General features: G+C 69.2%; 18 protein-coding genes and 1 pseudogene. 4 read left to right on the top strand and 15 right to left on the bottom strand.

The window, feature by feature from the left end; all coding sequences use genetic code 11:
• Positions 1-16: 16 nt before the first annotated feature.
• The 8 genes from ACZ69Q_RS44890 to ACZ69Q_RS44855 are packed head-to-tail and all read right to left on the bottom strand — an operon-like array spanning position 17 to position 7854.
• The gene (locus ACZ69Q_RS44890) at positions 17-652 is read right to left on the bottom strand and encodes an HAD-IA family hydrolase (protein WP_471054540.1); all 636 of its coding nucleotides are present in this window, start codon (positions 650-652) and stop codon (positions 17-19) included.
• 40 nt (positions 653-692) lie between these two features.
• Positions 693-1166 carry an NUDIX hydrolase gene (locus tag ACZ69Q_RS44885; RefSeq protein ID WP_471054539.1) on the bottom strand — a complete coding sequence of 158 codons (474 nt, stop codon included), beginning with the start codon at positions 1164-1166 and terminating at the stop codon, positions 693-695.
• Between the two features lie 30 nt (positions 1167-1196).
• The gene (locus tag ACZ69Q_RS44880) at positions 1197-2816 is read right to left on the bottom strand and encodes a carbamoyltransferase family protein (RefSeq protein WP_471054537.1); all 1620 of its coding nucleotides are present in this window, start codon (positions 2814-2816) and stop codon (positions 1197-1199) included.
• Positions 2816-3688, bottom strand: a complete 873-nt coding sequence (locus tag ACZ69Q_RS44875) for a nucleoside/nucleotide kinase family protein (RefSeq protein ID WP_471054535.1) — start codon at positions 3686-3688, stop codon at positions 2816-2818. Before ACZ69Q_RS44875 ends, ACZ69Q_RS44880 begins: the two co-directional genes overlap by 1 nt.
• A 2-nt stretch (positions 3689-3690) precedes the next feature.
• Positions 3691-4737, bottom strand: coding sequence for a Gfo/Idh/MocA family protein (locus tag ACZ69Q_RS44870; protein WP_471054533.1), 1047 nt, complete (start codon positions 4735-4737; stop codon positions 3691-3693).
• The gene (locus tag ACZ69Q_RS44865; RefSeq protein ID WP_471054531.1) at positions 4734-5633 is read right to left on the bottom strand and encodes a sugar phosphate isomerase/epimerase family protein; all 900 of its coding nucleotides are present in this window, start codon (positions 5631-5633) and stop codon (positions 4734-4736) included. The genes ACZ69Q_RS44870 and ACZ69Q_RS44865 overlap by 4 nt, the downstream gene beginning before the upstream one ends.
• A complete protein-coding gene (locus ACZ69Q_RS44860) occupies positions 5630-6874 on the bottom strand; it encodes a methionine adenosyltransferase (RefSeq protein WP_471054529.1) in 1245 nt (414 codons plus the stop codon). The genes ACZ69Q_RS44865 and ACZ69Q_RS44860 overlap by 4 nt, the downstream gene beginning before the upstream one ends.
• Positions 6865-7854 carry a glycosyltransferase family 2 protein gene (locus tag ACZ69Q_RS44855; protein ID WP_471054527.1) on the bottom strand — a complete coding sequence of 330 codons (990 nt, stop codon included), beginning with the start codon at positions 7852-7854 and terminating at the stop codon, positions 6865-6867. The genes ACZ69Q_RS44860 and ACZ69Q_RS44855 overlap by 10 nt, the downstream gene beginning before the upstream one ends.
• Positions 7855-8041: 187 nt before the next feature.
• Here ACZ69Q_RS44855 and ACZ69Q_RS44850 point away from each other — a divergent pair, with 187 nt between their 5' ends.
• Positions 8042-9421 carry a transcriptional regulator gene (locus ACZ69Q_RS44850; RefSeq protein WP_471054525.1) on the top strand — a complete coding sequence of 460 codons (1380 nt, stop codon included), beginning with the start codon at positions 8042-8044 and terminating at the stop codon, positions 9419-9421.
• A 53-nt stretch (positions 9422-9474) separates the two neighbouring features.
• On the opposite strand, the gene ACZ69Q_RS44845 is transcribed toward ACZ69Q_RS44850, so the two are convergent.
• From ACZ69Q_RS44845 to ACZ69Q_RS44830, 4 genes are all read right to left on the bottom strand, one after another.
• Positions 9475-10233: a class I SAM-dependent methyltransferase gene (locus ACZ69Q_RS44845; protein ID WP_471054523.1), complete on the bottom strand. Its 759-nt coding sequence runs from the start codon at positions 10231-10233 to the stop codon at positions 9475-9477.
• On the bottom strand, positions 10230-10436 hold the full coding sequence (locus ACZ69Q_RS44840; protein ID WP_471054522.1) for a hypothetical protein: 207 nt from the start codon (positions 10434-10436) through the stop codon (positions 10230-10232). Before ACZ69Q_RS44840 ends, ACZ69Q_RS44845 begins: the two co-directional genes overlap by 4 nt.
• A 61-nt stretch (positions 10437-10497) precedes the next feature.
• The gene (locus tag ACZ69Q_RS44835; RefSeq protein WP_471054521.1) at positions 10498-11370 is read right to left on the bottom strand and encodes an ATP-binding protein; all 873 of its coding nucleotides are present in this window, start codon (positions 11368-11370) and stop codon (positions 10498-10500) included.
• Positions 11367-11633 carry a hypothetical protein gene (locus tag ACZ69Q_RS44830; protein ID WP_471054519.1) on the bottom strand — a complete coding sequence of 89 codons (267 nt, stop codon included), beginning with the start codon at positions 11631-11633 and terminating at the stop codon, positions 11367-11369. The genes ACZ69Q_RS44835 and ACZ69Q_RS44830 overlap by 4 nt, the downstream gene beginning before the upstream one ends.
• A 131-nt stretch (positions 11634-11764) precedes the next feature.
• Here ACZ69Q_RS44830 and ACZ69Q_RS44825 point away from each other — a divergent pair, with 131 nt between their 5' ends.
• A complete protein-coding gene (locus tag ACZ69Q_RS44825) occupies positions 11765-12532 on the top strand; it encodes a GntR family transcriptional regulator (protein ID WP_471054517.1) in 768 nt (255 codons plus the stop codon).
• 468 nt (positions 12533-13000) lie between these two features.
• A complete protein-coding gene (locus ACZ69Q_RS44820; RefSeq protein WP_471054516.1) occupies positions 13001-13531 on the top strand; it encodes an SMI1/KNR4 family protein in 531 nt (176 codons plus the stop codon).
• Here ACZ69Q_RS44820 and ACZ69Q_RS44815 read toward each other — a convergent pair.
• The 3 genes and pseudogenes from ACZ69Q_RS44815 to ACZ69Q_RS44805 all read right to left on the bottom strand — a co-directional run.
• A pseudogene (locus tag ACZ69Q_RS44815) lies at positions 13526-14362 on the bottom strand (transposase); the annotation flags it as partial. The gene ACZ69Q_RS44820 and the pseudogene ACZ69Q_RS44815 overlap by 6 nt on opposite strands.
• A gap of 1429 nt (positions 14363-15791) precedes the next feature.
• Entirely contained in the window at positions 15792-16379 is a 588-nt protein-coding gene (locus tag ACZ69Q_RS44810) for an SMI1/KNR4 family protein (RefSeq protein ID WP_471054515.1), read from the bottom strand.
• A 42-nt stretch (positions 16380-16421) separates the two neighbouring features.
• Positions 16422-18023: an ISL3 family transposase gene (locus ACZ69Q_RS44805; protein ID WP_471054514.1), complete on the bottom strand. Its 1602-nt coding sequence runs from the start codon at positions 18021-18023 to the stop codon at positions 16422-16424.
• Between the two features lie 225 nt (positions 18024-18248).
• Here ACZ69Q_RS44805 and ACZ69Q_RS44800 point away from each other — a divergent pair, with 225 nt between their 5' ends.
• Positions 18249-18698: an SUKH-3 domain-containing protein gene (locus tag ACZ69Q_RS44800; protein ID WP_269642091.1), complete on the top strand. Its 450-nt coding sequence runs from the start codon at positions 18249-18251 to the stop codon at positions 18696-18698.
• Positions 18699-19030: the final 332 nt, after the last annotated feature.

The raw sequence follows: 19030 nt of genomic DNA, 5'->3' as shown, positions 1-19030 counted from the left end.
AGGTGCCCGCAGGCCGCTACCGGCTGAGCAGCGGAGCGAGTGCCGTACGCAGCTGATCGAGCTGACGGTAGTGGAGGCCGGCCATCCCTGCGTTGCAGGCTGCGGTGACATTGGCTTCGGTGTCGTCGACGAAAAGGCACCGGTCAGCGCTGGCGCCGACGCGTTCGGCGGCAATGCGGTAGACCCGCGGGTCAGGTTTCGCGACGCCGATACGGGCGGAGTTGACCACCGTGTGGGCGAGGCCGCCCAGGCCCTGGCGGGCGAGGTCCTGCTCGAGCCGTGTGGTCCCGTTCGCGACCAGGGCCACGGAGGTGACCTCGCGTACTTGCGTGAGCAGGGCTACCAGATCCAAGTCCACGAGTGGGACGAGCTCGGTCCAGGCAGCCACTGCCGCGTCGGCCTGTGCGCGTGATCCGTAGGTGTCGGCGAGATCGGCGGCCACGGCGGACCGCCACTGCTCGTCGGTGATCGCCCCAGTGATGGCGGGGTGGACACGGGCTGGGGCGAACGCGGCGGTCGCGATGGCGCCGTGGGGCAGTCCGTGCGCATGCTCGATGTCGTCGTCTGCGGGCCAGTGCCGCAGAACGCGGTCGACATCGCACAGTACGGCGTCGTACGGCAAGGGAGGGCGGGCCTGGTCGCGCTCAGTCATGCCTGCAGTCTGGTCGCCCGATCGCGGGAAGGGGGGATCCTCAGTCCAGGACGATGGGGCGCGCGGGTGCACCGTGTTCGAGGACGTCGGTGACCAGGGCTGCGAGATGGATCGGGTAGATCGTTTCGGTCGTGGCGTTCAGCTCGGCGAGGGTCCACCAGCGGTGTCCGCGGATGTTGTCGGGCTGCGATGCCCGGGCCGGGTCGACGTCGGCTGCGGAGACGCGGGTGAGGAAGTACTTTTCGACCTGGCGGACCTCGCGGCCGCCGACGAGGTGGTCCTTGCTGCGCTCCGCGAGCTGCGCCCCCAGCTCGACCGCCTTCTCGTCGATACCGAGTTCTTCGCTCAGCTCGCGGAGCGTCGCCGTGGCGTGGTCTTCACCGTCCTCCAGGGAGCCTCCGGGGGTCGCCCAGAATCCGCCGTTCTCGTCGTAGCGCAACAGCAGGATGCGATCGTCATCATCGAGGACGATGGCGCGGGCGGCTTCCCTCAGCGGCGGAGTGGAGGTCGTCATGCCCTCCAGTGTGGCAGTCCCGAGGGGACGTCAGGACCGCTCGACCAGGTATTCGCCAATGCACGCCGCGTCCAGGTCACAGGCTTGGAGCGTGGCGAGCGCGTGGGCTGGTGTCTCGACGATGGGCTCGCGGTCGTTGAAGGACGTGTTCAGGACGACGGGCACTCCGGTGAGCTGGTGGAAGTGCTCGATCAGTGCCCCGTAGGCGGGCGCAGTGGCCGGGTCGACGGTCTGGACGCGTGCGGTGCCGTCGACGTGCACGACTCCGGCGATCTTGTCGGCGTGGTCGGGGCGGACGGGCGGGGCCAGCAGCATGAACGGGCTGGTCACGTCCAGGTCGAACCAGGTGCTGGCGTGATCGGCGAGGATGGCCGGCGCGAATGGCCGGAATGGCTCGCGATGCTTGATCCTCTGGTTGAGGGCGTCGGAACTGGCGGGGGTGCGGGGATCGGCGAGGATGCTGCGGGCCCCCAGCGCGCGGGGCCCGAGCTCGCTGCCGCCCTGGAACCATCCGATGATCTTCCCGTCGGCGATCATCTGGGCGGCTGTTCGGGCGATGTCACTCTCGCGGCGCCATGTGAACGGTGTCCGGCGCCGTTCGACCAGGCCGGAGCGGGGGTCGCGGCGCAGGGCCTGCTCGATCTCCTCGGACGTGTAGTCGCGGCCGAAGTAGTCGCTGGACAGCGGCCGCCTGGGCAGTTCGCCGGTGAGGCGGTGCCAGGCGTACAGGGCGCAGCCGAGGGCCTGGCCGCGGTCGGATGAGGCGGGTGGGGCGAAGTAGCCGGTTACCGCGTCCAGGCGGCGGATCTTGTCGGCGGCGACGCAGTTGAGGGCCACACCGCCCGCGAAGCACAGGTTGCCCAGGCCGGTGGAGGCGATCGTCTGTTCGGCGAGCGTGCACAGGGCGCGCTCGGTCTGGCTCTGGACGTAGGCGGAGGCGTTGATACCGAGCTCGTGCTCGCCGCGGCTGCCGTACGGGCCGAAGTCGACGCCGGTCCGCCTGGCGAGGTCGGCGACGCCGGGCGCGTGGGTGCGGGTGAGCCGTCCGTGGACGTGGGTGTCGACGACGTCGAACAGCGGGGCGAGGTAGTGGCCGGCATCGCCGTACGAGGCGAGCGCCATGGTCTTGCCGGCCTCCTGCTCATGCCAGCCGAGCCAGTTCGTGAAGGCCTCGTAGGTCGCGCCGATCCCACCGGAGCGCGGCCGGGTCGGCGGGGTGCCGCCCAACCGCTCGATCCCGCCGGGAGTGGCCCGGTAGTAGGTCTCGGTGTCGTTGTGGTTGCCGCCGCCGTCGACGACCAGCACGGTCGCCTCCTGGTACGGGCTGAGGCAGTAGGCGGTGTAGGCGTGGCTGAGGTGGTGGTCGACCGGGATGATCCGGGCAGGGTCGATGCCGAGGTGGGCCAGGCCCGTCTCGGCCCGGGTGGGCGGGGTGCGGCCGATACCGCTGACCGCGACCAGGTCGACGTCGGCGAGCGTCAGGCCGGCGGCGCGCAGGCAGTACAGCAGGGAGGCTTCCCAGCCGGGGCTGTAGCGGGTGCGGTTGAGGCGCTCCTCGCCGATCGCGACCATCACAGTGTCGGTGATCAGGGCGGCGCCGCCGTCGTGACCGAGGTTGATACCGACGGCGCAGGGTGTGGTGCTGCTCATCAGGCGGCCCCCCGTACCGGCGGAGCATCCATGAGCGGGTTCCACAGCCGGGTGTGCCCGGCGGCGTCGGCGTGCAGGGCCCCGAGCTGGCACAGCTGGACGGTGCCGCCGCGGTGGGCGAAGGCAGGGGTGAAGGGGTGACCGAAGGCCTCCAGCCCGCCGAGGTGGGTATAGGCGTCGGCGAACTGCTCGTCCAGCGGCGGCCACGCGGCGGGAGCGGCGGCGGAGGTGAGAGCGCGGGCGGTGTGGTCGAAGCCTGCGTCCGTGAGCACGCTGGCGATCTGGGCCAGAACCGACTCCCGGGTGGCGCCGTCGGTGTTGATGACCGCCGGTGGGGTGGGGCACAGCGTGGGGGCGATGTCGGTGTAGAAGGTGTGCAGCCGCTCCAAGAGCCCTTCGTCGAACCACTGCTTCCACCTGGGAAGCTCGGCGACGTTGCCGCGGCGGGTCAGGCTCTGCTCGGGGCTGACCAGGAGGATCGCGGTCAGTACCGTCTCCGGGAGCTCGGGGGCGATACGGCGGGCGTAGAAGTCGCGGGCCGTGCGGTACGGCAGGGAGTCCTCAGCGCGGGTGGCGTAGCAGTACGCCAGGGCGCCGAGGTGGTTGCGGTCGGAGATGAGCAAGCTCGTTGCCGGGTCGGTGGTCAGGTTTCCCAGGGCGCGGGCCTTGGCCAGTTCGTGCCGCAGGAACCACAGGGTGTGTCCGGCCGGGCTGGGGTGCACCGGGGCCGCGAGGCCGGTCGCGAGGCGGGCGTTGGGCTCGGTGAACCACATGGCCTCGTCGCCGAGGGCGAGGACCATGCGCGCGAGCAGGGAGGTCTTGCCCGCTCCGGGCGGGCCATCCAGGACCAGTACGGGAGCGCGGTGTTCCACGATCAGGCTTCCTTCCGTGTGCGGGCGTGAGGCTGGTCGGCGAGTTCCGCCAGGGCAAGGGCGAGGTCCTCGACGCGCAGGGCGAGGTCGACGCTGGTCGGCAGGTCGGCGGGGTGCTGCCCTGACAGGCGGGCGTCGATGGACATCCACAGGGCGGCGAACGGGTCGGTGAATCCGCTCTGCGTACCGTCGGTCGTGGTCAGGCGCGTGCCGTTGGCCGGGTCGTACGGGCGGGCGAAGTCGATCGTGGCGGCGCCGTGCTCGTCGGCGAGGTGAATCTGCTCGCGGAAGACACCAGCCGGGGTCGCGGCGATGACCAGGGTGAACGGCTCCCCGTTCGGGCCGTGCAGCAGCGCGTGCACGGACTGCTCGGACGCGTCGAGGGTGCACGCCGTGGCAGTGGCGCCAGGCATGGCCAGGACCAGCGCGGTCAGCAGGTGGTAGCCCTGCCACAGCAGGATCTGCAGTGCCGTCACCTGGTGCGGCAGCAGGTGGTCGGGGGCCGGCTGCGGCGGATCCTGGTCGAAGGTGTACGGCACGAAGCCCGGCGGGAGGACCTGGCGGCGCGCGGATTCGTCGACCCCGTCGGCCTTCATCAGCCAGCCGCCGGCCGGTTCGGGTACGTGAGCGAGGGCGGCGTGCAGCGCGGGGTCGTGGGCGCGCATCGCGCCGACTTCCAGCAGGATCCCGGCGTCCCGCGCCCGGCCGGCGAGCTTGCGGGTGCGGGCGACGTCCAGGCAGACAGGTTTCTCGGTGACCACGTGCACGCCGGCGTCGAGGGCCTCCTCGATGAGGTCCTCGTGTACTCCGGTCAGGATCACCAGCGCATCCGCGTCCTGCAGCAGGTCGCCGGCCCTTGTCGCGGTGCGGGGAACGGCGAACCGCTTCTGTGCCGTGCGGGCCCGCTCGGGGTCGCGGTCGGTGACGGCGATCAGTTCGAAGGCCGTGGAGCGGGCCAGGAGTGGAAGGTGCAGTCCGAAGGCGGCGGCGCCGCATCCGGCGACGGCGAGCCGCCACGGCTGACTGGCCGGGCGTGTGGTGGTGGTCATCGGGGCGCCTCCGGGAGAGTCCAGCAGTTGGTGGCCGCGTGATGGGAGCAGCGGGCGATCTCACCGGCGGGCAGCGCCCGCAGATGGGGGTTGAACAGCTCCACCGAAACCGGCCCCCGGTAACCGGCCCGGGTCAGGGCGTCGGTGAAGGACGGCCAGTCCAAGGCACCGTCGCCGGGGAACAGCCGATGTGCATCCGCGAGTTCGTCCGGCGTGTCGAAATGCGGGGTGTCGGCGATCTGCACGTGCGTGATCGCGGTGCCGAGGCTGGTGAGGTGGGCCGCATCCGCGCCAGCGGCGGCCCAGTGGAAGGAGTCCACGAGCACTCCGGCGTTGCCGGTCTTGGTCTCGTGCAGCAGTTCGTCCAGGGCGGGCAGGCTGTCGGCGACCGGGTGGGGACCGTCCAGACCGGGCGGCAGCCCGTGCCGGACGCTGACGGCCTCGACGGCCAGCCGTACGCCGTGCGCTTCGGCCGCGTCGGCGAGGTGGGCGATCCGCTCCCGGGCCAGGGCGCGGGCCTCGGAAGTCGCGAGCGGTGAGCGGGGATTGAGGACGGTAGTGGCCACGGTGCAGCCGAGGGAGGCCATGGCTTCCAGACGCTCGTCCAGGTGGTCGAGGCACGCGTGGTAGGTGTCCGGGGCGACCAGGAGCGGGGCGGGCAGGACCGGCCCGGCCGGCAGGATGCCGCTCGCGGCCGCCACGCTCACACCCAGCTCCTGGAGCAGGTCGCGTAACCGGCCAATGCCGAGGGTCTGGGCCTGTTGGATGGAGACCTCGACGGTGGGGAACCCGGCGCCCGCGGCCAGGGCGAGGACCTGCTCCAGGGGCAGACCGGAGAGGGTGGCTTGGTTGAGGCACGGCACGAACCTGCCGGCGGGCTGTGAGGAGGTGGTCATGCCGTGGCCAGCTTTCCGTCGAGCAGCTGCTCGCGCAGCGCGGGCAGGTCCGCCATCACGTCGGCGACCACCTGCCGGACGCAGGCGTTGCTGATGGCGTTGGGCCCCGAAGCCTGCACGATCGCCTGCCAGGGGTCGGTCAGGTCCCGGCCGGACTGGGAGACCAACGCGACCGCGCAGTCCAGTCCGGTTACCTCGTGCAGGCGGCGGGCGACTTCGGCCGCGGCCAGGTTGTAGAGCTTGCCCACGTGGTAGACGGGGTTCTTGCCGGAGACCCCCTCGGCGGACCAAGGCCTGAGCATGCTGATCAGACCGTTCGCGCGGTTGCCGCGCCCGACGACGCCTTCGTCGCCGGACTCGATGGACGAGCCGGTGGCCGTCAGGTACAACTCGGGGCGGGAGTCGACATCGCGGGTGTTGATGGACACCGTCAGGTGATGCTCGGGCGCGATCGCCGCCGCGACATCGGTGATGAGCTCGCGTGCCTGGGCCCGGCGGGCGATGTAGGTGTCGAGGTCGGGGGTCTCGCGGGCGATCTGCGGAACGCACGCGGTCAGATGTACGCGCGGGCCGTGACGGACGACCATGAGTTTGATGTCGGTGCCGTAGTAGGGGTGTTCGGCGCGGAACGCATTGCTCGTCAGGTGCTCTTCGACGCCGAGCGCGAGCTGCTCGGCGATGCCAAGCGGCCAGTAGGCGACGCCGGCGCTGGTGTCGTTGGAGAACAGGCGGTGCCGTTCGGCGAGGTCGTCGAGGGTGCGCGGGGCGAACCACCGCTGGCGGGAGGCTTCGCTCTCTTCCGCGTCGGGGGCGCTGACGGCACCGGGGCTGGAGGCCTGCGTCAGCCGGGGCTTTACGTCGACCCACCGCTCGACGTCGAGCAGTGGCAGTGCGTGGGCGAGGTAGTCGCGCGCGGCGGTGGTGACGATGTCGGCGACCGGGATGGTGTGGTCGCCGAGTGCTGCGGTGATGCGTCCGTTGACCAGGACCTGGATGGGTGCGGTGAGCTCGCCGTGGCCGAAGCGGACGTCGGCGGCTCCGCCGAGCAGGGACGTCTTGTCGGTGTTGTGGTGCAGGATCGCACCGAACTCCTCGAGGCAGTAGCGGCTGTAGGCGCGGGAGATCGCCTCAGCCACTCCGTCGGCGAGGGTGTCGGGATGGCCGGCCCCTTTGCGTTCGACGACCTCGGCGCCCATGAGGGCAGAGGCGGCGGTAAGGCCGGGGGTGCTGATCACGTCCATGTGCGGGACTCCTTCGTCGGGGCGTACTGGGCGAGGGCGATGGGGCGGCGGCCGAGCAGGCGCAGCCGGCCGCGTTCGAGGTGGTAGGCGCCGATCCGGACCAGGTCGCGGGCCCCCTCGACGGCACGGGAGCGGTCCAGGAAGGTCCACCCAGCGGCCAGGTTGATGGCGGCGGCGTGTAAGGCGGCGCGTCCGGCCTGGATCGCTGCGGGCTCCACGATCACGCTCAGGTGCATCCGGGCGACACACACGCCGTGCCCGGCGCCTTGGCGCAGGAAGTAGCGCAGGCCGGTCTCCGGGCGGTAGACCGGATGGGAGGCGACGGCGGCCGGCTCGATCAGGGTGTGATGCCCGGCCTGGCGGGCCCGGTCGATGAATTCGAGGTCCTCGCAGTCGCCCATCCACCGGCCCCGGCGCCCCAGATCCGTGCGGAACAGGCCGATGTCCAGCGCGATCTGTCGGTCGACGAGCAGGTTGCAGCCGGTGACCCAGTACGGCCACACGGCCATCTCACGGCCTGCCGGCCAGTCCACCGCGCCATGGCACTCGGCCAGCGCCTTGGTCAGCACGGTGATCTGACCGCCCGGGTAGGTGACGTTGGTGCGGCCGCCGACGGCGAATACCTGCTCTTCCTCGATCGCGGTGACGAGGGTTTGCAGCCAGCCGGGTTCGGGGGTGATGTCGGGGTCGGTGATGGCGACGTACCGGCCGCGGGCGGCACAGATCCCGCGGTTGCGGCCCGCGCTCAGCCCCGGGGTCGGCTCGTACAGCACGCGCACATCGAAGGGCCAGTCGCCCTCGCGGATCGCGTCAGCGATCGGCCTCACGGGACCGGGCAGGTCGTTGTCCACGACGACCGCTTCCATGTGGGCGGCTGGCAAAGTCTGCCGGGCCAGCGCGTCCAGCAGATTGCGCACCTGGGCGGTGTTGCCTCGGGCGCTGACCACCACGGACACCAGCGGCGTTTGCCGATCGGGCATCGGCGCTCCCTCCTCGCTCGGTGGGGATCGGGATGCCGTTCATGTCACCGCCGCCACCCCATGGTGCGGAAGGAGAATCCTGTTGCGGAGCTGTTGCGGAGGGGGTCCAGGAGTTCTGCACAGCGGGCCCCCGGACTGGCTAACGTGGCGCTTCATCAGGGAGATTGCGTGATGAGGGGAACCCGCGATGCCCGACCAGCTGTTACTGCATCCGCTAGTCGCCTTGCGTGACGAGCTCGGACTGACCGGCGAGGAGTATCTGGACCTGCTCGACGACGTGCACTACACCCTCGGGTACGGACGGATGGCCAAGAGCCGGCAGAAGATCTGCCGCTGGGAGAACGGCGTCAACGCCCCCGACGACAACGCCCGGTATGCCATGGCTCGCCTGCACGGCATCCCGGCGGAGGCGGTCGTCGAACTTGGCTGGCCGACGTTCCTGCTGCTGGCCTTCCCCGACGACCGCGCGATCCTCGACAGCCCGTGGACCCTGGCGGGTACCGTGACGGCAGTAGCCGCTGCCGCTCGGGGAGGCTCCATGATGGACCGACGGGGATTTCTCATCGCCGGTGGTGCGGCGCTGGCCGGGCTGGCAGTGAGCTGGAGCGAGGCGCTTGCCGGGCCGGCCGCCGCCTCCCCCGCTGTCCTGGCGGACCCTGCTCTCGCCAACACACCGTTGTCCTCTGGGCTGTTGAACACCCTGGAGCAGCGCTTGGACGATTTGCGCCGCTTGGACGACGTCCTTGGTGGCTCCCGGCTGCGCAGGACAGCCATCGCCGAATACGAACTGCTGAAGGACCTGGCCGAGCACACCGGCCAGCACGGGCCGCTAGAACACCGGTTGCTCTCGTTGCTGGCGGAAGCTGCGCGCATGTGCGGCTGGCTGCACTTCGACGTCGGCCACCAGGCCGTCGCGCAGCGCTTCTACGTCACCTCGCTGCGCGCCTCGGCCAGCGCCAATGATCCGCAGGTCGGTGCGAACACGCTGGCCTTCATGGCCATTCAGGTGTACTCCGAGGGCAACCCGCAGGACGCGGTCAGCCTGGTGGGCACTGCTCAGGACGCCACGCTGCGCCGTACGACCCCGCGCGTGAGGGCGATGCTCCATGCTCGTGCGGCGCGCGCCCTGTCCAAGACCGGCGCCCGCACTGCGTGCTTCAACGCCCTTGACGCCGCGAGGGCCGAGTACGCGCGGGGGCCGCGCGACGATGACCCGTCCTGGTCGTACTGGCTCAACGAGGGGGAGATCGAGATGCTGGCCGGCTCCTCGGCCCTCGATCTCGACGATCCGCGACGTGCTCTGACGCACTTCGAGCGGGCGCGGCAGGCACAGTACGCGGTCGACGGCTACGTACGCGACAACGTCCTCTACCTGACCCGGACCGCTCGGGCCCATCTCCAGCTCGGCGACCTAGACGCGGCCTGCGCCGCCGCGACGGACGCGTTCACGCAGAACGCCGCCCTCAACTCCTCACGGCCGTCAGACGCCCTCGGTGATCTCCGCAACGCGCTGGGGGCCCACCGGGATGTCGGAGTGGTGCGGGACTTCCTGCTGCTTACTGCGTAGCTGCCGCACGTTCATGCGGCGCTGCGCCGCCTGGCGTTCCGCCGCGTTGTCCGTCACGGCTTTCCTCCATCGGCTCGGGCCCCAACCCGGCGCCGGGGCTCGCTATCGGGGGAAAGTAGCGTAGCCGCCGGCGCCGGGAGCCTGTCGGTCTCACCGCAGCCGTTGAAGCGTTCGGATTCGGGGTTGCCGTAGCCACGGAGCACAATCGCCGCGGTGTAGGTGCTGAGCCGGTACGTCGTACGGTGCACCCAGCCGGTCCCGAGGCCGGCGAACCGGGCCTCGGTGAATCCACGTCGGCACGGCCCCAGACAGGCGTCGCCACGTGCCTCCCCGCTGTCGCCGATTCCCTGCTCGTTGTCGCCCTGGTCGTCGGTGACACGGACCAGGGCGTAGAAGGTGCCGGAGGGCTTGAGCCAGCGCCCCACGTCGGTCAGCACGCGCGCGTGCTCCAAGAACGGCAACGCGTGGCGGCAGGTCACCAGGTCGAGGCTGCCGGGCTTAAGGTCCGGCGGGATCGGCTCGGCGTCGATATCCCACCGCACGTACGACGGTCCGTCCCCCCGGCTTGCCGCTTCTGCCTGTCGCAACGCCTCCGGAGAGAAGTCGTACCCGCTCACGCGCACGCCCCAGGCAGCCAGTTGCCGTGTCCACTTGCCGGTACCGCAGGCCAGATCGACGCCGGTCATGCCCCGGTGCGGCCTGACGGCACGGTGGAAGGACTCGGCCTCCTTGCTGGTGACGACGGCGGGCCAGCCAGCGGCATACCAGTTGTCCCAGTCCTGCGCCGACAACCGCTGCACGGTACTGGTCACGATGTGCCGTCGGGTGCGTCGACGACCCGGATGCGGTGCAGTCGGGCGGCTGCGAAGCGCCGGTCGATCACCTCGCCGCGAGCCACCCCGAAGAGGTTCACCTCGGCGGGTTCGTCAGGGAAGGTCGGCAGCGCGTTCAATGCGGCCTGCGGTTCACGGGTGGGGAGCGGCTCTTCCTCGAGCGGCTGCGGTACCTGGGCCATGGATTTCAGCTTCCGTACGAGGTGACGAGAGGAACGGTGCGGACGGCGGCCAGCACAACGGTCAGCGGCTGCGGACCCCGCTGCCGTCCGTCGCCTGGCCGGCGGGTCGTGCGAGGACCGTGCCCGGCGGCAGCGTGGCCCGGACTGTCTTGCTGCGTCCGTCGGCGGCGAGAAACCACTCAAGGCGCGCGCCGAGTTGGCGGGCCTCGCGCAGTCCGCGGCCCTTCTCACCGCAGAGGGCTGCCTGTGCGTCGGGGAATCCCGGGTTCGGGTCCTCGACGTCGATGAGCAGGCCTCCTTGCTCGGTGAAGGTGAGGTGGACGCTCATCTGGGGTGCTGCGCCGTTCGTCGGCTGAGCGTGGACAACGGCGTTGACCGCTAGGCGCGCGAGTGTCTCGACAGCGGAGTCGATGTCTCCGGACCACTGCGCGAGGGCCAGCCGGCTGCGGGCCGTCCCCATCATCTGTCGCACGCTCACCGGGGCCAAGGCGTAGGAGCGGGACCACACGGGAGCGGGGTTGAGGGAGCGGGCCGACCCGGGCCGGGGGTACACGGCGAAGGCTGCCAGGTCGATGATCCAGCCGCGCAGTCCGGCACGGTCTGCGGGGTGGCAGGCGATCTCCTGCTCGGACGGGGCGACGAACCCGGTGGCGTCGCCGGAGGTCAACGTCTGTTCGATGGTCTGCCAGCCGGTGCGGCGGTGGCGTGGTGTGCCGAGCGGCGCCAGGTCGTATGCCTCGTGGACGGCTGTCCAGCCCTGCGTGGAGGTGAATCCGCGCAGCACGGTCAGCGACCTGGTCGCGATCGCCGAGTCGGTCGCGCAGGTGTAGAGGACGACGCGCGCTCCGGCGGAGGCGTGGCCGACGATGCTGCACGCGGGCGGGAGCGGCGCGATGCTCTCGGGGAGGCCGGCGTTGTGGCGTAAGAGAGTCACGACTCACCTCGGTCGTCTTGCGTGTCATCGGTGTCGACTTCGGCCCAGATGACCGAGGTGCCGTCCTTCCGGAGGCTGTGCCCGAAGCGGTCGGCAGCCCGGAGCAGGAGGTGGAGAAGGTCGGTGAGGGTGGCCTCGCCGATCGTGGGCGACACCTCCGCCTCGATCCGGACGCGGTCGTCCGTCTCACGGCTGGCCGGGGTCGCGCCGACCGACGTGAGCATCGAGGCGATCGCGGTGGCCTGGGTTTTCGGCGACTTCACGGATCTCCCCCGTGCACAACAGATCACGTACCGTAGTTTTAATGCATTAGCTTGAACCTGATGCATTAACTTGTCAATCGGGTCGCCCGAACCCGCGATCCGGGAGCCGCTGACCAGTACGGAGTCCTTGCATGGGCCACGACGAGCCGCCGCAGCATGAGGTGGTCGCCAACGACCTGCGCCGCCGACTCGACAGCAACGAATGGCGAGTTGGCGACAAGCTCCCCTCGCGCGCCCAACTCGCGGCGGATTACGGCGTCGGCACGAACGTGATGCAGAAGGCGCAGGAGCGGCTGATCGTGGAGGGCCGCCTGGAAGGCCGCGCCGGATCCGGCACCTACGTCACCAAGCCCCGCGAACGCCGACGCATGATCCGCTCCAGGCACCGGGAGCGCCGCGGCGGCAGCCCGTTCCGCGCGGACATGGCCGAACTCGGCCGCACCGGAACCTGGGAAGCACACTCCGAGGCCCGCACGCCCGCTCCCGAGGACATCGCCCAGCGGCTCGGCATCGAACCCGGCGATCTGTGTGTCCGCACGAGCTACGAGTTCCTCGCTGATGCGCAGCCCGCCCAGCTCTCGGTCCCCTGGGAGCCGATGGCCATCACGGGCGACACCCCGATCATGCTGCCCGAGATGGGGCCGCTCGCCGGCATGGGCGTCGTGAGACGGATGCATTCCATCGGCGTCGACATCGTCACCGCCCTGGAAGTGCCCCGCCCGGCCCGCGCCACCCAGGAGCAGGCCAACCTGCTCGGCATCGCCCACGGCGACCAGGTACTCGTCATCGAGCGGACCTACTTCGACGGCGACGGCCGCCCGGTGGAGACCGCCAATATCACCGTCCCGGACGCCCGCTGGGAAGTCGCCTACGAGTTCGCGGTCGACCCCGCGCCGTAGCGCCGCACGGGCCGTCAGGGCGTCACCGGTCCTCGCCACTCAGAACCCTGCCTTTGGCCCGCGCGGAAGGCGCAACCCGCGCACACCCCGGAGTCCACAGCTCACGCATCACGGCGGCAGTGCCCGGCTCCCACACGGGCCAACGCCGCGCGACGGCCTCCAACGCCGCACGCACCGCGGCCGTCGGCGTCAGCCCCTGCGATCGCCCAATCAGCCAGTACGGCCCCGGCGGCATATCCGTATCGTCCGGCGGCAACACCACCTGCACCGACGGCCGACAAGCGGTCACACGCGACAGAGTGCAGGTCGGTGCAGGCCGGTGCAGGTCGGTGCAGGTCTACGATTTCAGGCACGTCCGGCACGTAGTGGAGCGCACTAGACGAGTAGTTCCGAAGCACCGATTGGTCGAAGGAGGTTGAAGCTCCTATAGATCGTCAAGCCGGGCTGCGAGGTCCATAGGATGCGTTCGTGGCTCGGTTTGATGAGGTTAAGGCGACGTTCTGGGGCGAGGGCCTGTATGGGGTTCAGCCACCGCTGACCGACGCGGTCGTTGAGGATGCCGAGCGCCAGCTCGGTGTCCGTCTGCCGGCCTCGTTGCTGGAGATCCTGCGGTTCCAAAACGGCGGCCTGGTGGCGGAGCTGTGGAACGCGTTCCCGACCGATGTGCCGACGTCGTGGAGCGAGAACCACGTTCCGCTCGACGACATGATGGGCATCGGCCGTCACGACGGCCGGTTGTCATTGCTGGACTCGCCCTACTTGATCGAGGAGTGGGGTCTTCCGTCTCCTCTGGTTCTGCTCTCCGGTGATGGTCACTGCTGGATCGCTCTCGACTACCGGGCATGCGGAGATCGCGGGGAGCCGTCCGTGACGTGGTTCGACGTGGACACCGACACGGAGCTCCCGCTGGCGTCGGACTTCCAGACGTTCGCCGAGCGGCTGACTGCGGCCGCGTCCTTCGACCTTGATGACGCGGACGGCAGCCGGTCGGCGTCATGATCTGGCTCCGGTCGAGCCCGCCGTGTCCAGAACGCCTGTGCTCCTGAGGTGCCTGTAGACCTCGCGGGCCACGAACCTCTTGAGGCAGCGCATGATGTCCTTGGTGGACATGCCCTCGGTGGTGCGTCTGGCGACGTAGTCCCGGGTCCGTTGGTCGTGACGCATGCGGACCAGGACGATGGTGTAGAGGGCACTGTTGGCGTTGCGGTCCCCGCCGCGGTTGATGCGGTGACGGTGGGTCCGGCCGGACGAGGCGGGGATCGGGGCGGCCCCGCACAGATGCGCGAACGATGCTTCGGACCGGAGCCGGTCGGGGTTGTCTCCCGCGGTGATCAGCAGCTGGCCGGCCGTCTCCGTGCCCACCCCGGGCAGGCTGACGAGGCTGGGTGCCGCCCGGGTCACGAGGGGAGCCAGGCCCGCGTCAGCCTCTTTGATCTCCTGCTGAAGGGCCTGGTAGCGCCGGGCGAGGCGGCGCAGTGCCGTCTTGGCCGCGCAGGCCGGGTCCGTGAGATCAGCGGTGGGCCGGGTCCGGGCGAGGGTGTCGATCAGCAGACTGGTGGGCAGTCCTCGCAGCTTGTCCCGCAGGGCGGAGGGAGCGGTGACCATCAGAGCGCGGATCTGGTTGATGGTCTGCGTCCGTGCCTTGACCGCGCTCTTGCGGACCACACGCAGCGCGCGGATCGCTTCCACGATCCCGTCCCGGCTCTTCGGAGTTCCGCCTGCGCGACCGGACAGGACGGCGGTGGCCGCCGCGTAGGCGTCGATCGGGTCGGACTTGCCGTGGGCCCGCCTGGCTTTTCGGTCCGGGCGGTCGACCTCGATGACCGTGATGCCGCCACCATCTACAGAGTTGATCCCGCCTCTGGCACAGGGAGCGAGACCTCCGCGACGACCGAGGGGTGTCAGGCCTTGGAGCGAGCTGCGGTCTGGAGCCCCGAGCACGTTGAGGATCGACTGCGGGACCACTTCGACGGCCGTCCGAACCGATGGGCGGAGTCAATGCGTTTGAAGCCGTGACACTCCGCAAGGCTCGGGGCATCAGCGACACGCCCGAAGGCACATCTCCACAGGTTCGAATGTTCAGCGATGTGCGTCCAGGTATGCGTCGTGCTTGGCGTAGTGGATGACTGCCTGGCATTTCTCCAAGGGGCTGGGCCGGACTCCGTTCCGCCAGGACGACCACACGTCGAGGACGTTTTGGGCCAGTTCGACTTCGAGTAGATAGGCAAGGTCGTGCGGCGGCGCGTCGAATGCTGCGACGGCCGCGTCTGAGGCGGCCGTCCATGGCTTGGCCGCGTAGATGACCGCTTAGACCCGGACGGTACGCCGACTCCCCGCTGGCAGTGATCCATGTACGTCCGGCCAGGAAGGACGGGGCGCGTTCACTAGAACCCCGTCGCCAGCCGCATACGCTGGTGATCTTGATGGTGCAAACCGTGGTCTCGGGGAACATCCGGGCCGTCGCGGAGATCAAACTGTGCGTCTTCGGGCTCGACACCCCGATCCGGTGGGAGCTGGGTGCTGGCTTTGTTCACGAGCGGGAGGCACGGGCACAGATTGATGAATCGAACGACCGCGACGCCGCCACACGGGCCTGCGACGGCGATACTCGTGCTCCAACTGGGGCCGGGCTGCTCTCCCGGACGCCGGAGCAGGCGCGGGCCCGTAGGACCGCCGCCCCTACGATGCGCGTGCAATACCGATCGAGTGATCTTCAACTCCGGTCAGTTTCCCAGACTGCCTGTTGGACAGCTCCTGGTGCGTCTGAATCTCTTCAACGCAAAGGAGTGCGCCATGCGCGTACGCACCCTTCTCGCCGCCATCGCCCTTGCCGCTACTGCGGCCCTCGGGGGCGCGACCAGCGCAGTCGCCGCCGTCGGCGACGGGTCCTCGGGGGCCTCAGACTCTTCGGGCAGCCTGCTAAGTGGCCTGGTCCCTATCAACCTCCAAGGTCTGATCGGTCCCGTGGGCCTCGACTGTCCCCCGGCGCTCGGCAACGTCCCTTGCTCCGCGGGATAACAGGCAAACGGACAGGTCACCCAGCCCGCCAAAGATCATTTTCCGGACAGCGCTTACGAGCTGCGATTCGTCTCCGGTGCCGGGGTCTCCTCCCGGCGCCGGAGGCGCAGCAGGTAACACCAGGCCATGGTCACGACGTCACCTCAAGCCGTGGTTTCACCACCGTTTTCGAACACAACCCTCGCTGGACGCCTCCCGAAGTCGGGTTCTGGCTCACTTTCCGGGGAGTGATTACGGGGAGTCAAATCTTGGGAGCTAGGCGATGGCGGTTTGGATGAGCGCGAAGCCTCGGTGAGGTGAGTTCCAGGGCCCGGTTGTCGAGTCCGGCGCTCATGTGGTTGAGCCAGCGTTCGTACCAGTCGAGGAAGTCGGTAGCGGAGGAGACGTTGGGGCCCCAGTAGCCGTCGCTGTTACCGATGAGTACGCGGCCGGTGAGGGGGCCGGTCACCGCGATGACGCATACGTCGGTGCAGCCCATCTCGATGATGTGGAGGAAGAGATCACGTCCGTGGGCCCTGGGGTCTCTGCCGTCGAAGCCGCGGGGCTTCCCTGGTTCTCCGCGGGGATTCATAACCAGCAGGGAACACTGCTCCAGCGGCATGAGGCCGTAGAACGGTGCCGCGCCTGAGCCGCCGACGTGCGTGAGGAACTGCCGATAGGCGTCGGGCAGGACGATGTCGTGCTCGGCCTCGAACGCCGCGACGCGTGCTTCCGCCAGCTTCGGGCCGAGGCAGAACTTGTGCTGCTCTTCCCCGAAGGAGTGGCTGCGCAGTGGTTGGAACGGGATCGCGGCCAGCTTGCGACGCAGGCGGGGTATGCGGGGATCCATCGTGCTCTTCTCTCGTCCCCGTCACCCTATGGGTGGCTGTCCTCAGTTGGCCAGAAGAACCCTCTTCCGCAGCAGAGCGAAGCCGGCCCGTCCGAACATCTGGCGCTTGAGCATCTTGATCCGGTTGACATGCCCTTCGACGACACCGGAGCTCCAGGGCAGGGTGAGGCTGGCGATGACGGCATCACGGTCACGTTCGATGCCCGCGGCGAGGGTGTGGAGGCTGGGGAGGTTGTCTTGCCGGACAGCGTCCAGCCACTCCGGTAGCCGTTCGCCTTGGCGCTCGGTGAGCATATGGGCGAAGAACCGGACGTGACCGGTGAGAGCGTCGAGTTCGGGGCAGTGGGCCAAGACAGCCTTGAGCCGAAGGTGGTCGATCTCCGGAAGGGCCTCAGGTCTCCGGAGGATCCAGCCAGCGACGACGCGGGGCGACGGCGGCCGAGCTGTGATCGGGTTGGGAGAGGTCCTCTTTTCCCGGAAGTAGGCGCGAACACGCTGGTAGCTGCCTTGATAGCCGAGTGGCACGATCTCCTCCCATACCGTCCAGGCGGTGGTGCAGCCCTGGTTCCAGCGGTCATCCAGGTAGGGCTTGAACGCGTCCAGCTTGGACGGCCGGCCCTGCCATTGCCCGCGAAAGAGGTCCTCGGGGGTGGCCGCGTCGGCGAAGAGCTTGACGGTGCGCGAGGTCATGCCGAGTTGGCGGCCGATTGCCCTCCGGCTCAGGCCGGAGGCCAGCAGTTCGTGGACGGTCGCGTGCTTGGCGCGGGTGCGGTCGGCAAATCGATGTCCCGTAGGCCAGGGCGAGCCGGACGGGTCTTCGAACTTCTCCGGCTCGGGTGCAGGCTCAGCTGGATCTGGCGCCAGCACCCGTAGGCACACGCGATGGTCTGCGACACATCGCTCGGCGGCTTCGCTCAGGTTGTGCCAGAGGTGCCACCTGTCCGCCACCTGCACCGCCTGGGGTGCCCCGGCTGTGGCGCCTTCGGCGAAGAACGGTGCCCGATCGCGGCATACCACCTCCACTGTGGGCCGCTTCGTGAGCCAAGCGGCCAGGCTGGATGCCTCCCGGTCGGGCAGTAGGTCCACCGGCCTACGGCTTTCGACGTCGACCAGGACAGTCCCGTAGTGGCGGCCCTTGCGGGTCGCGTACTCATCGACGCCGACGACGCGCGGAACGGGAACTTCCGGGTCGGGCAAGGCTTCGACCAGCCTAAGCACCGTGCTGCGACTGACGGATATGCCGAAGACTCTCGCCATGCGGGCCCCGGCTCGACCGGCGAGCGCGAGGCCGACTGCGGCCAGCGTCGACCGCAGGCGCTCGGTCCGACGACCGTATCGGCGGGTCAGCCCCGTCATCTGCCCGGCGAAGGTCCGACGACCGCAGGAATTGACCGGGCAGAGGAACCGGCGGACGCGTAAACAGAGGACGACCCGTCTGCCCCCACTGGGCACGTCAGCGGGAAAGCGCAGGTAGGAGCTGTGAACTCGTCGAGACCAGCTCCCGCAGCCAGGACAATCGGACCCGACCACCGTACTTCGGGCCTCGATGCGTACCGCCTCATCGTTCACGTCGACCGACAGCACGGCCACACCTGCGATTGACGGGAACAGCAACTCCTCCAGCCGGAGCACCACTTCTTCCACGGGCCGAACTGTCAGCCACACCGCACTGGGGACGGATCATTTTCAGGCAGCTTCCCGAGGTGCTGTCCGCCCCGACGAACGTCACTCAGCGTGGTGATTCACGGAATGTGAGCCAGAACCTGAGAACGGGCTCTGGTCCACTTCCTGTGGTTGGTCACGCGCTGTTCTCTCGGGTCGCCTGCTGGGATGATCGCCTCATGCGTCAAGTTGGGGGCTGGACCGGTCATGAGTGAATGGTCGCCGGAGGTGCTCGAGGTGCTGGAGGCTTCGGGATGGACGGCGGGCAGGCGGGTCGACACGGCCAACTGGCGGTCCACGTTCGAAGCCGTCGGCATCGTCATGCACGATGCTGCGGAGGCGTTTCTCCAGGAGTTCGGAGGGCTGACCGTGAGCGTCGGTGGCCCGGGGATCAACCGCGCTCGGGAACCCTTCGAACTGGACCCGGAGTTGGCTTGGGGAGAGGAAGACCGCTTCTCCGAGTGGAGCGACTCTTTGGGGAGATGTCTCTTCCCGCTCGGCGAGCTGGATGGCGGCCGTTTCTTTTTAGGTATCGATGAGGGCAGTGAGATCTGCCTTGTCGAGACCTGGGCCGCCAGCTTCGGGCCAATGCCGCATGCCCTGGAGAATCTGATCCTCGGCGTGATGCCCCGCAGGATCGATGACGAACACAGGTAGTTGGATCAGGCCCGCTGACGACGGCACTTGGCGAGCAGGACGTGCTTGCGGAGGAGCTCGAATCCCGTCGGCCAAACATCTGGCGCTTGAGCATTTTGACCGGGTTGACGTGGCCTTCCACGACGCCCGAGTTCCACCTTTGAGAGAGGCCTGCGGCGTCAAGGTCGGCGACCTCGACCCGCACGCCCACAGGCTACTAGGGTCCGTCTTCAAAGATCGTCGGTGGCGGATCATGGTGGGGTGATACGTCGTCATGAACTCACCGATCAGGAGTGGGAGTTACTCGCTCCGCTGATACCGCGGGCTGCGACGGGCCGGCCGCGGGTGTCGGA

The sequence above is a fragment of the Streptomyces sp. NPDC036764 genome, from assembly GCF_055609385.1.
Note: the sequence above shows the minus strand (reverse complement) of the source record. Positions and strands in the feature narration are given on the sequence as shown.